The 10,593-nt window shown below is 44.8% G+C and carries 17 protein-coding genes; 7 read left to right on the top strand and 10 right to left on the bottom strand.

Features of this window, described 5'->3' with window-relative positions:
- Positions 1-76: 76 nt before the first annotated feature.
- Complete coding sequence (locus F8N00_RS12230; protein ID WP_214749338.1) at positions 77-916, top strand: hypothetical protein; 840 nt, start codon at positions 77-79, stop codon at positions 914-916.
- 422 nt (positions 917-1,338) lie between these two features.
- Here the strand turns inward: F8N00_RS12230 and F8N00_RS12225 are convergent, their stop codons facing one another.
- The gene (locus F8N00_RS12225) at positions 1,339-1,506 is read right to left on the bottom strand and encodes a hypothetical protein (protein WP_214749340.1); all 168 of its coding nucleotides are present in this window, start codon (positions 1,504-1,506) and stop codon (positions 1,339-1,341) included.
- A gap of 137 nt (positions 1,507-1,643) precedes the next feature.
- On the opposite strand from F8N00_RS12225, the gene F8N00_RS12220 reads away from it, so the two are divergent.
- Together F8N00_RS12220 and mobP2 are read left to right on the top strand one after the other, a co-directional pair.
- Positions 1,644-1,895 carry a hypothetical protein gene (locus F8N00_RS12220; protein ID WP_214749343.1) on the top strand — a complete coding sequence of 84 codons (252 nt, stop codon included), beginning with the start codon at positions 1,644-1,646 and terminating at the stop codon, positions 1,893-1,895.
- Positions 1,888-3,057, top strand: a complete 1,170-nt coding sequence (gene mobP2 / locus F8N00_RS12215; protein WP_214749346.1) for a MobP2 family relaxase — start codon at positions 1,888-1,890, stop codon at positions 3,055-3,057. The genes F8N00_RS12220 and mobP2 overlap by 8 nt, the downstream gene beginning before the upstream one ends.
- Positions 3,058-3,104: 47 nt before the next feature.
- On the opposite strand, the gene F8N00_RS12210 is transcribed toward mobP2, so the two are convergent.
- On the bottom strand, positions 3,105-3,569 hold the full coding sequence (locus F8N00_RS12210; protein ID WP_421018300.1) for an SRPBCC domain-containing protein: 465 nt from the start codon (positions 3,567-3,569) through the stop codon (positions 3,105-3,107).
- A 109-nt stretch (positions 3,570-3,678) separates the two neighbouring features.
- On the opposite strand from F8N00_RS12210, the gene F8N00_RS12205 reads away from it, so the two are divergent.
- The 4 genes from F8N00_RS12205 (at position 3,679) to F8N00_RS12190 (ending at position 6,123) form a co-directional block, all read left to right on the top strand.
- Positions 3,679-4,134 (top strand): hypothetical protein, encoded by a 456-nt coding sequence (locus F8N00_RS12205; protein WP_421018299.1) that lies wholly within the window; start codon positions 3,679-3,681, stop codon positions 4,132-4,134.
- Entirely contained in the window at positions 4,131-4,409 is a 279-nt protein-coding gene (locus tag F8N00_RS12200) for a hypothetical protein (protein ID WP_421018298.1), read from the top strand. Before F8N00_RS12205 ends, F8N00_RS12200 begins: the two co-directional genes overlap by 4 nt.
- A gap of 5 nt (positions 4,410-4,414) precedes the next feature.
- The gene (locus tag F8N00_RS12195; protein WP_421018297.1) at positions 4,415-5,878 is read left to right on the top strand and encodes an ArdC-like ssDNA-binding domain-containing protein; all 1,464 of its coding nucleotides are present in this window, start codon (positions 4,415-4,417) and stop codon (positions 5,876-5,878) included.
- A gap of 83 nt (positions 5,879-5,961) precedes the next feature.
- Positions 5,962-6,123, top strand: coding sequence for a hypothetical protein (locus tag F8N00_RS12190; RefSeq protein WP_214729766.1), 162 nt, complete (start codon positions 5,962-5,964; stop codon positions 6,121-6,123).
- Between the two features lie 51 nt (positions 6,124-6,174).
- Here the strand turns inward: F8N00_RS12190 and F8N00_RS12185 are convergent, their stop codons facing one another.
- The 8 genes from F8N00_RS12185 to F8N00_RS12150 all read right to left on the bottom strand — a co-directional run bounded on the left by F8N00_RS12185 (position 6,175) and on the right by F8N00_RS12150 (position 10,330).
- Positions 6,175-6,801, bottom strand: coding sequence for an FMN-binding negative transcriptional regulator (locus F8N00_RS12185; RefSeq protein WP_421018296.1), 627 nt, complete (start codon positions 6,799-6,801; stop codon positions 6,175-6,177).
- Positions 6,802-6,821: 20 nt separating this feature from the next.
- Complete coding sequence (locus F8N00_RS12180) at positions 6,822-7,334, bottom strand: GNAT family N-acetyltransferase (protein WP_047392433.1); 513 nt, start codon at positions 7,332-7,334, stop codon at positions 6,822-6,824.
- Between the two features lie 16 nt (positions 7,335-7,350).
- Positions 7,351-7,803 carry a MarR family winged helix-turn-helix transcriptional regulator gene (locus F8N00_RS12175; RefSeq protein ID WP_047392619.1) on the bottom strand — a complete coding sequence of 151 codons (453 nt, stop codon included), beginning with the start codon at positions 7,801-7,803 and terminating at the stop codon, positions 7,351-7,353.
- 129 nt (positions 7,804-7,932) lie between these two features.
- Positions 7,933-8,493: a DUF5067 domain-containing protein gene (locus F8N00_RS12170; protein ID WP_053451908.1), complete on the bottom strand. Its 561-nt coding sequence runs from the start codon at positions 8,491-8,493 to the stop codon at positions 7,933-7,935.
- Positions 8,494-8,514: 21 nt separating this feature from the next.
- Positions 8,515-8,739 carry a DUF3006 domain-containing protein gene (locus F8N00_RS12165; RefSeq protein ID WP_215115898.1) on the bottom strand — a complete coding sequence of 75 codons (225 nt, stop codon included), beginning with the start codon at positions 8,737-8,739 and terminating at the stop codon, positions 8,515-8,517.
- Positions 8,736-9,581 (bottom strand): ComEC/Rec2 family competence protein, encoded by an 846-nt coding sequence (locus F8N00_RS12160; protein WP_421018295.1) that lies wholly within the window; start codon positions 9,579-9,581, stop codon positions 8,736-8,738. The genes F8N00_RS12165 and F8N00_RS12160 overlap by 4 nt, the downstream gene beginning before the upstream one ends.
- Positions 9,582-9,719: 138 nt before the next feature.
- Positions 9,720-9,914, bottom strand: coding sequence for a hypothetical protein (locus F8N00_RS12155; protein ID WP_421018294.1), 195 nt, complete (start codon positions 9,912-9,914; stop codon positions 9,720-9,722).
- A 212-nt stretch (positions 9,915-10,126) separates the two neighbouring features.
- A complete protein-coding gene (locus tag F8N00_RS12150) occupies positions 10,127-10,330 on the bottom strand; it encodes a hypothetical protein (RefSeq protein WP_421018293.1) in 204 nt (67 codons plus the stop codon).
- Between the last annotated feature and the right edge of the window lie 263 nt (positions 10,331-10,593).

Raw genomic sequence — 10,593 nt, 5'->3', positions numbered from 1 at the left:
ATGTGTATAAGAGACAGAAGATGGACGATACATCGTCGATCAGATGAAGAGTCTTCAAACGTCAGGAGGTGTCTAAATGCATCCAGGAAAACGAAAGACGTTGACGCGTGACTGGTCGCGCTTGTATCTCGGAACAGGTCTATTCTTCTTGATTGGTTTTCTGTTTTTCGGTTTCTCCTCCCTCTTCTTTGCTGAGGAACAACCAATCAACGCGACACTTATCGGCGAAGAAAAACGGTTGGCAAATGGACAGACCGTCACGCTTCTCGACTGGTCACATGATACGAGACGGAAGCAAATGCGCGTCCGTCTCCAGTTCGATCAACCTCAAAACTACGCGTCGAAACTTGTGGCACGAATCGCGTATAAGGAACGACCAATAGATGAGCAGCGCGTACGCGTCGTCTATCATCAGGACGAGCACTACGTCTTCGAAATCGAAGATGTACCGCGCGACTTTGATCAGCTAGCCCTCCGTTTGTATGTCATGAAGCCTGAACAGTCACTCGAGAAGCTAAGTGCTACGAAGCGAGAAGACGCGCTCGTCGAATCACTCTATATGGATCAGCGACGTGTTCTAAAGACATCACTTTCTAAGCAACAAGCGGATGACTACACGCAACTTTTTCTTGCTGACGAGCACCTACAAAGTCAAAAACGGATCAAGAGAATGAAGCGTGAACAGATGGAACAAGCTTCCCTCATCCAACAGATTGAACAAGACATTGAGATAAAACAAGCCACCTTACCCGACCTGACACTCGATGAACAAGTCGAACGTGAGGATGAAATCTTCAATCTGAAGCAAGACAAAGAAGATGCACTGTTAAGACAAACGGAATTGAAAAAACAACTCACGCAAGAAGAAAAAAGACAGGATCAATTGCGCATTAAAGCGCGTGAATTGAAATGGTAAGGTGGCAAACACCGTGCCAAAATACCGTTTTTAATGACACGCGGTGTGACCTTTTGGCGATTTTGATGATATCAGGGAAACACTAGGCTCCGCCTAGGCTAGCACGCTGCGTGATAGCAGTTTCCCCTTATGCTCTTTTTCACAATTTTAGATCCACTTTGCTTTTTACTGCTTCTGATTTTTGACTGGAGAACTTGATCGTTCTTCTATCTAATCCAATAAAAAAACGAGCATCGCGGCTCGTTGAATGTGTTCTAGGATTATCTTTTTAACGACTCAAATACTTTCAACATGACATAAAACGAACCAAAACTAAAAGCTAATCCGAACAACGCGAGCACCCAAACCGACATCTTCCATCTCCTCCTCTCATCCTTATACAGCATTCGGAAGGGTGAGGTTTCAACAAATGGAAAAATTTATTAATTCATACCGATTGATTCTTTCTTCGCACTAGAAGCGTCACTCATATCAACTGAGACAGATTCACGTCTGCGTATCTTCGCATACAGGACTTTTAAAAGTTCCACGATCAAGGAGACGCTCACGGCTACTCCAAGTGTGTAACCGTGTTCGATGATGGATTGCATATGTTTCCTCCGTTCTTTGTCTATGTAGGATTACCTTTCTCACTTCTAATGACAGGAGGAACGGAGCAATTGTTCGAAAGTCATTTAACTTTTTTAGAACATTGAGACTCACTTTCGTAATGGAAGGAGGAAGACGAATGGATCTCTTGATTCGTGACATCGATCCCATCTTCGTCAAACAAATCGACGAACAGGCGGAGAAACAGATGTGTTCCCGACAAGAATTATTGAAAGGATTGTTGACGACCTGGTGCTCGGATGGTATCCAGTCGACACAGATCGCACGCCTCGAACGACAGCTCGAAGCGAATACCTTGCATCTCAAGCGGAGTGCAACCGAACTCGAACTCTTGACTACACTCTTCCGTGAGGTGATGCAGGATGAGTAACATTCCCGGCGTCATCATCAAGTCGAAGTTCAAGTTGCCGCAAGCAACCCGACCAACCCGACGTGCGCGTCGTTATACGACCTACCTCAGTTACATCGATCGTCCGGAGACGAAAGCGCGGTCGCATCAATTCGAAAACTATCACGACTATATGGAAGATGAACTGAAATCAAGCGGTCTCTTCACGGCGACGCAAGACCGGTTGAACGCGACTGAACGAGAGCAGTTACGCGATATCTTCCGTCGGGCACAAGAGAACGGCAGCATCCTCTGGCAGGATGTCATCTCGTTCGATGAAGCGTGGTTACAGGAAGTCGGTGTCAAAGAAAATCGTTACATCGATGAACAACGGTTGATGCAGGCAACACGGAACGCAACCGCGCTGATGATTGAAAAAGAACAGATGCTACATGCGACATGGACCGCTGCGATCCATTACAACACGGATAACATCCATATCCATGTCGCGACAGTTGAGACGATGCATCCACGTGAACGCGGCAAACGCAAACCGAAAACGATCGAGAAGATGAAGGCACAAGTCGTCCAGACACTTGCCGATCGGACACGGGAACAGGAGAAGTTGAATGCCTTCATCCGTGATGAAGTTCTGGCGCACAAACGAAAGCATGCAACACTATCCGTTTCAAATCGCGTGCTACATCCGGAACTCGTACGCCAGTATAAAGCGATTCAGAAACAACTACCGGACGATAGACGGCAGTGGTACTACAACATGAACGGCATGCAAAATCTGCGTCCTTCACTCAATCAATTCACTGACACATACCTTACGACACACTTCGAGAAAGAACACACTGCGTTCAAGCAACGACTCAATACGGAGGTCGCATTCTACGAGCGAAGTTACGGATCGGCATCGCAAGCATCGACTTATCGGAAGACGAAAGAACAGGATCTCTACACGCGGATGGGAAACGCCATCCTGTCCGAGATGCGTGAATCAGATAAGTCGTCTCCGAAGCTTGAGAAGTCGAAGACACCCTCACCTAAGCAAAAAATCCGATTAGCATTTCGACGTGAACGAATCATGCAAGAGACACTCTATCGGATTGGACGACACATGAATGATGAGTGGGAACACATACAAAATCAAAAAGCGTTTGAACTTCTGCAACAAGAAATCGATCACGATCGATAAAAGAAAAAGTCACCCTTACGACAAAAGGATGACAACCAGCAATTTTTTTATCGACGATTCATTTGGATCGCATAGTCACTCAAACGCTGGAATTCTTCATTGTACATTCGAGTCAATCTTGATTTGGAGAGTTTGTACAGAATAGCATAAGCCCATTTCGGTGTGTCCACTATTAAATCGATTTGTAGTTCTGTTTGATGCTGTTTCGATTGCAAATGGTATTGACCAATCATCGTTCCGATCTCATTCGCAGTTCTGAGATCAATGAAGGAAGGTGCTTCGATTTTCTCGATCCAAGCATCAGCGGAATACCTTTTTCCACGATGCTCTTGGATGACTTGAAGCTTCTGACCCGCGTATGAATATTGCAATGGTTCTCCGTTTGAATAGATGTGATCCTTAGTCATATTGCTCCAACTCAGAATGTGTTCATTCTTCGTCAGGTAATCGTATACCTCTTCAATAGGGGCATCAATCAATAGAATAGAATCGTAAAAATGAACTTTTGACATGTTTGTACCTCGCTTTAACTAATTTATCTGTTCATCATACCATTCGAACGGAATCCTGTTTCTTTGGCAGCCGTTTTTACAGTTCATGATTATAGGAAGGAGCATACAGATGGAGGAAACAAAGCAAGTCCGGATCAAGATGAGTGCCGTGACCGCTGAATTTTTAGAAGAATACCGGGAGAGAGAACGGTTGTCTGGGATCGGTCCGGCAATCGATCACATCATCCGTGACTATCAAGAGATAATCAAAAAACAATGGGACTTGAACTATGTCAGTCGTTCCGTCTCGAAACAGATCGAGCAAGAATTGACGTCTTTTTGGGATGAACAGATTTCAAAAAGTCTTTCTCCATTACGAAAAAGCGTCCAACAAACAGACCTTCAAACACAGGTATTGATCGAACTGGTACAAGCTTTGATGCAGACGGAGAGCATCGAGGACATCATCCCGACGACCGAATACCGTCCTTCCTTCCTCGAGACAGCAGAGATGGCTGTCAAACAGCGAATCGATCAACGAAAGCAATATAAGCATTCAGATGAAGAAAGGATGACTCACAAATGAGACGACTCGAATCCTTCACACTCGCAACATTTCTCGAACTACAACCGACTCACGTCACCGTCATGATTCACCAAGCGCGCTACGACATTCCCCTTTCACAAGAGGAACACGCGCTACTGCAACTCTTACAGGAAGAACCCTTGGTATTACTCCCGGTATCACGTGATTGCCGTCAGTTATTACTCGATCCACTGGCTAGCGACCCGATGGTGTTAGAAGAGTTGAACGATTTTAAAGGTGCTGCTGATTCGTCCGTTTCATCGGAAGGAGCGTGAGTGGTATGGCATATAAGAAGAAAACGCGTGAGGATTACCAGAAGGAAGTGCAAGCGTTGACCGATAAGATGGAGACGCAGCTCGCCTCCCACTTTGTCAGTCAGGAGAGCATGAAGGAACACCTCGACTTTATGAGCCAGTTCCATCGCTACTCGACGCGGAACATGCTGTTGATCGAGGAACAGTTCCAAGGTGCCCGTGCCGTTGGTTCCTATGCGTACTGGGAGAAGCAAGGTGTCCAGGTCCAAAAGGGTGAGAAAGGGATTAAGATCTTCGTTCCCTCCCCCGTTACGTTCATTAAACGAGAGACGGAGTGGGTGGCGTGGAAAGACGCCACGAAGACGGAGCAAAAGCGTGCCATGGAAGGTGCGCTTCCGACCCGTAAAGCGATGTATTATAAGATTGGTCATGTCTTCGAGTACACGCAGACCGATGCCCGGGAGAAGGGATTCGAGGTCTCAGAATTGTTCGCCTCCTACCACCGGAACGGATCAATCCGTGAGGCGGAATCATTTCGCCGCGCGTTGAACGGGATTGCTGAGGAACAAGACGTGACGTTACTCGATCAACCGTTGAACGAACTCGGTACCGCGAAAGGATGTTTTTATCCAGAACTGAACGCGATCGCCTTGAACCCGCGGAACTCGGATATTGAAAACATCACTGTCCTGATCCATGAACTCGCCCATGCCAATCTGCATAATATGGACCGGAACGAAGAACGTGGAATCGAGTTGAATCCATATGAGAAAGAATTCCAAGCAGAGATGGTCGCCTATACGGTCGCAGCGCACTTTGGTTTTCCGACGGATGAGTTTTCATTGTCGTATCTCGCTAACTGGACGCAAGGCAGGGACTTATGCGACAAAGAAGATCTGTTGCATGAAGTCCATCAGACATCCGGTCACTTCATCCGTGAGATCCATACTTTGCTCGAGCAGGAACAAGTCCTGGAACGCGAAGCATCGCCGCTTAAGATGATTGAGTATATCGAACAGCATGCGCAGATCACTAACCCCGAGTTACCGTTAGCCGAACGGCTGGAACGGATCATGCAACATTCACCAGAGGACGTCGGTGCTTACCTCACGAGTATCGCTAAACAGGATACGCAACAAGATCTATCATCGTTCAACGAACCGATGATGCTCGTTCATGGTGCAACAGACTTCTTCGAACCGTTCGCGAAAGCCAACGACCGTGACTTCGACGAACACGAGACAGTTGCTTATACGTTGGTCATTCCAGGAGAAGAACCAATCAGCCAACACTTCCGTATCCTCGATGACGCTTCAGGACCGCTTCATCATATCCTGAACACAGAAGTCGTCAGTAAAGAGACCGAACAAGTCCTCGAAAAGGCATGGTACGATGAGATGATTTCGACGGAAGACCGTGATTTGGAAAAGGTACGGCAAATCATAACGCGTCACTTCAATGTACCCGAACAAGATTTCCGTAGTCGTTAAAAATATGTTCGCTCCTCTTTTAAAATCAAGTACTATAAAAAGTAGGATAAGACTGACAATACAAACAAGACGGAGGATTGACCATGACTAACAACCAAGCAACTGCTTATGCTGCCATCGCAATGGAGCAACTTGGCTATACGCGTGAACAGATTGAAAAGGTTCAAGCAAGTATGTTATCCGAGATGGACTGGACAGATGAGAAAACGGCAGAGAAAAAAGCCGAAACCCTTTTAAGAGGATAACCAGAAAGGACACATCTGATTTCTAGATACGTCCTTTTAAGTAGTATCATGTCACTTGGTATCGCCTTGCTTAAGTCGACTCATTTGATGCGCTATTTCTATCGAATGGGTCTTTTTTTCTTTAGGCAATTGTTCGATGATATTCATATAATCTTCTGCTTTGCGGTTCTGACTCAATTTGTATTTAGCTTGGATGTCCGTCACGTCAAACTGAAATCCCTTAACACCGGGCAATTCTTTTTCAATCAACATCTTCATTGTTTCTTCGGATACAGATTCATTCTCTCGTCCTGTTTCGTATCGCAACATCATGGAACTTAAGTCCTGTCGTAACTCATCTTCATTCAATAGCTTGGTATTTCCGTAAACATGTACAGATTGATAGTTCCATGTCGGAACATTCTCTTCTTGATACCAAGAAGAAGAAATATAAGCGTGAGGACCTTGGAATATCATCAATACGTTCGTTTCTTGATCCAGTGTTTTCCATTGGGGATTTCCGTAGGCTAAGTGACCTGTAATCATGATGGTATCGTTCTGTTCCGATAAATGAACTGGAATGTGTGAAGCGATTGGCGTACCGTCTTGAATCGTCACTAATGTAATGAACACGTGCTCTTTCATAAACGCTAAGACTTCTTCATAGTCATTCACTTTGAAATATTTAGGAATATACATCTACCTGTTCTCCTTATGATTTATTTCGAGAGCTGCTTTTCCATAATCCAATCGATTTGTTCATCTTCTCCCATGAAAAAGGAATGTTGACCACGTTTGACGAAACCACTCTTTTTATAAAAGGCTAGCGCATTTTTATTTTCTTCCCATACGCCTAACCAAATCGTGCTCACCTGATGCTCATGTGCAACGCCAACCGCATGACTTAACAGCTCTTTACCAAGTCCTAGCTTCTGAAACTCTTTTCGAATGTAAATTCGTTCAATCTCTAAGGCATTCTTTCCCATTGCCTCCGTTTGTGCGTCCTTTACGTTTACCTTCAAATAACCAGCAACCTTCTCTTGATGCTCAATGAAGTAAAAAAATGAATTTGGATTCGATAATTCTTTGCGTAATTTTTCGCTGTTATATGCTTTTTTTAAATAGGCTTGGAGATGCTCCTCTTCATTATCATGCTCGAACGTCTCTGAAAAGGTCTGAATACTGATCTCTCGTAACGTATTCACATCATGTTCAGTACAAGGTCTAATCATGTCGCATCCTCTTTTCTTAATAGTCTCGTTTGTTTCCTTTTTTCACGTACTCCCAGTCCTTTTCAATGTTCTTTCGTATACGATGAAGATATTCGAAGACTTCATCTTTTTCAGATTCAGAAAAACCTGTCAATGCAACGTCATTCGAGTGTTCATGCTCCCTGATGATCGATGGATAAATTGATTTCCCTTTAGCTGTCGGAAAGATTTTTTTGATTTTTTTATTCAGGGCATCCGGTCTTTTTTCGATGAAACCGCCAGCTTCTAACTTTTGTAATACTCTTGTTGCTGTGGAACGATCCACTTTAATCAAATCAATCAATTGTTCTTGAATAATGCCAGGATTCTCACAGATACGCACGATGTATACGTACTGACCTTTGGATAGGTTGAGTTCTTTAAATTCCAGATTACTGATTGAATCTAGGGCTCTTGCTATCATTCCGATTTCTCTTAGAATCTCTTTCATAAAGAACCTCGCTTCTATATGCGTCATTAAGTAATTACCTTTACTTTAAGTATTTTTTATTGCATTTGCAACAAAAATAAGAGAGGAGCAACTTTACGCTGCTTCTCTCTTATTCGTTTAACTCATGATTCATTTCAATTCAATCTTTTTCTCTCCTAGCTCTTTTCCTGATAGTCCTTGAGTAGCTTTCAAGGTGACGACTGCCTTGGGATCCTCAATGTCATAAGCCATAATCCCTTTTGCAGTACCACCCGGTTTGATATCATCCAGCTGATGCTCTAAATAAGAGGCATACTTCTCTTCTTGTGGCGTCATCCCTACCTCTAGCTTGTTAATTGTATCGGTTCCTTCTTGTGTCGCTTCAAAGCATGCAATCCAGACATTCATTCCATTAAGCGGCTTCTTGCTGTCATTCGTCGTCTCATATGTGAAGACGAGTTGGGGCTTTTCGCGGAAGTATTCTTTACTCGGCTCAAGTACTTCTGTCGAAAGAATCTTGACGGTCGCCATGTCGATCTTTAGCGTGTCGTCTTTAAAATAGACATCTTCTTTTTTCGGTTCTGCCACCTCGACCTTTTCAGTCGGATTCGCTGCTTTTTTCGGTGGATCTTCTATCGTCTCTTGTGTGCCGCATCCAACGAGTGATAACCCTAACCCGACGATAACGACCGCTTGTCCTAACTTATTCATCTGCTTCAGCTCATTTCTTTTTTAGTCTTCCCATAGTTCTTCCATCAGCTCATCGATTTCGTCCGACAGTCGCTGGCGTTCTTGTTCATCCTTCTCGATATGACCATATTCATCCATCCAAATAACATCCCCTGATTCTACTGTCATCGGGAAGCGGGAAATCAGGATATCGCGCATCCCATCATCGAACTCAACGACGACCCACTTCCCCTCAATCCGGTCGATGATTCCTTTTCGTTTCGTCATTTCGACTTCTTGATCGTGTAGGACGATCCGTTCCCTTCGAAGACGATCGTGCCACTCTTATCTGTCCGCAGCATCGTCGCCTTCGCTCGCTTCAGGTTCGTCACGACTTCCTTCGTCGGGTGTCCATAGGCATTCTTCCCGACACTGATGACGGCGTACTTCGGTTTAACGTACTTGAGGAACGTCGCGCTCGTCGATGTCTTCGCCCCATGATGCCCGACCTTGAGGACGTCCGCACGTAACGTCTTCTTCTTCGCGATCATGTCTTGCTCCGACTTCAATTCCGCGTCTCCCGTGAACAGGAACGTATTCTTCTTATAAGCGACGTGTAAGACCGCGCTCCAGTTATTCAGATCACTCTTCGCATAGTCTTTGACCGGTCCGACGAACTGCGCCTTCACGCCTTTAACCGGGAGTGAGACGCCCGCCTTCGCCGTCTTGATCGTCAGCTTCTCGCGTTTGACCGCCAACAAGAAGTCCTTGTAGGCTTGCGTCGTGTGTTTGACCTTCGGTGCATAGACGCTCTTGACCTTGAACGAGTCGAGGACTTCATCAAGCCCCCCGATGTGATCAGCATCCGGATGCGTCGAGATCAACACCTCGATATCATCGACCTTCTGTTTCTTCAGATAAGTGACGAGTGCATCGCCCTTCCCTTTGTTGCCACCATCGATGACGATATCTTCACCACTTGGCATCTTGATATAGATGGCGTCGCCTTGACCGACATCGATATAGTGGACCTTGATTTTCGGTGTCGCCGCTTCTACACCTTGCTGTGGTCCAACGAGTAATCCAACACTTGCAAGCGCTAAGCTCGCGCCCATCCATTTTCGTTTCATCTTTCATCGCTCCATTCCTGATTTGTAAGTTATCTTCAGTATACAGTGAATCTCAGGAGATAGTTGGTTATATTTCCCACCCGTTCATTTTTCTTGATGGGTCATCCTATATGTAGATTGACAAACAAAAAACAGACCTCAACAGGTCTGCTTAGTAAAGTGTTTCTGCATGAAGTCTGTCAATCGATCGACGTCGATGAACCACGTTACGTGCTCAACCGAACCATCCACTTCTCGCACGAAACGAAGCTGGGCATCAATTAATGTCACCTTATCTGGTATCTGTTTCCCCTTTGCTTGATCCATGACCTTAAATATCTCGACTATATTCATGTACTCCACCCCTCACTGTTTTGTTAAGCACAGCATAGAATGATTTAAGAAGCTTTACGAACTACCTTAGATAAGATAAGCGACGTGATATGTAAGATAACTGGGTCGTTACGAAACCATGCACGATTGATTTTTCACGCATAAAAAAAGAAACGACCTTTTCCAACATCGCTTCTATCATCAAAATAATCATTCTTATTACGCACATCGAATCAATAGAGATAAATGAGGACACCTACGATCAGAATGAGCGGAACCAAAAGCATTTTACCTGTTCGGCTCAAAAAGTTTTTCTTTTCTTTTGTAAACAAGAAATCGATCAATAAGAAAAGTCCGAATGCAATCGGAACGAGGTAAAGTAGATTGACATTTGTAAGTGCTGCACCTAATACATCAGTCGATCCATCAAAGTTCATATGTAGTTTCTCCTTTTTAGATATCCTCGCACACGATACATCATTCACGATTGAAGCACTAACGACGATCTCATACGTGGACAAGCCTCTTTCCTTTAGTATGCCATTCCTTCGACTAAATCCTAACCTTTTATTTTTCTTTTTAGAATTCTATGGAACGCTCCGTGCCTTCCATCGCAAGGAACAGGAACGTAGAGATGCTTCGCGCAGGCGAGTCGCAGCTCTCGTTATCGGTCCGGCAGGAGGGCAGCGGTGCAGCGGTG

The sequence above is a fragment of the Exiguobacterium sp. A1_3_1 genome (genome assembly GCF_048985645.1).
Lineage (GTDB): Bacteria > Bacillota > Bacilli > Exiguobacteriales > Exiguobacteriaceae > Exiguobacterium_A > Exiguobacterium_A indicum.
Note: the sequence above shows the minus strand (reverse complement) of the source record. Positions and strands in the feature narration are given on the sequence as shown.

Coding starts and splice junctions, on each gene's coding strand:
- mobP2 (WP_214749346.1), top strand. CDS start 1,888: ATGAGTAACATTCCCGGCGTCATCATCAAGTCGAAGTTCAAGTTGCCG.
- F8N00_RS12165 (WP_215115898.1), bottom strand. CDS start 8,739: ATGACGAAACGAAAAGGAATCATCGACCGGATTGAGGGGAAGTGGGTC.
- F8N00_RS12205 (WP_421018299.1), top strand. CDS start 3,679: ATGGAGGAAACAAAGCAAGTCCGGATCAAGATGAGTGCCGTGACCGCT.
- F8N00_RS12220 (WP_214749343.1), top strand. CDS start 1,644: ATGGATCTCTTGATTCGTGACATCGATCCCATCTTCGTCAAACAAATC.
- F8N00_RS12150 (WP_421018293.1), bottom strand. CDS start 10,330: ATGAACTTTGATGGATCGACTGATGTATTAGGTGCAGCACTTACAAAT.
- F8N00_RS12225 (WP_214749340.1), bottom strand. CDS start 1,506: ATGCAATCCATCATCGAACACGGTTACACACTTGGAGTAGCCGTGAGC.
- F8N00_RS12195 (WP_421018297.1), top strand. CDS start 4,415: ATGGCATATAAGAAGAAAACGCGTGAGGATTACCAGAAGGAAGTGCAA.
- F8N00_RS12190 (WP_214729766.1), top strand. CDS start 5,962: ATGACTAACAACCAAGCAACTGCTTATGCTGCCATCGCAATGGAGCAA.
- F8N00_RS12180 (WP_047392433.1), bottom strand. CDS start 7,334: ATGATTAGACCTTGTACTGAACATGATGTGAATACGTTACGAGAGATC.
- F8N00_RS12230 (WP_214749338.1), top strand. CDS start 77: ATGCATCCAGGAAAACGAAAGACGTTGACGCGTGACTGGTCGCGCTTG.
- F8N00_RS12200 (WP_421018298.1), top strand. CDS start 4,131: ATGAGACGACTCGAATCCTTCACACTCGCAACATTTCTCGAACTACAA.
- F8N00_RS12185 (WP_421018296.1), bottom strand. CDS start 6,801: ATGTATATTCCTAAATATTTCAAAGTGAATGACTATGAAGAAGTCTTA.
- F8N00_RS12155 (WP_421018294.1), bottom strand. CDS start 9,914: ATGAATATAGTCGAGATATTTAAGGTCATGGATCAAGCAAAGGGGAAA.
- F8N00_RS12175 (WP_047392619.1), bottom strand. CDS start 7,803: ATGAAAGAGATTCTAAGAGAAATCGGAATGATAGCAAGAGCCCTAGAT.
- F8N00_RS12160 (WP_421018295.1), bottom strand. CDS start 9,581: ATGAAACGAAAATGGATGGGCGCGAGCTTAGCGCTTGCAAGTGTTGGA.
- F8N00_RS12210 (WP_421018300.1), bottom strand. CDS start 3,569: ATGTCAAAAGTTCATTTTTACGATTCTATTCTATTGATTGATGCCCCT.
- F8N00_RS12170 (WP_053451908.1), bottom strand. CDS start 8,493: ATGAATAAGTTAGGACAAGCGGTCGTTATCGTCGGGTTAGGGTTATCA.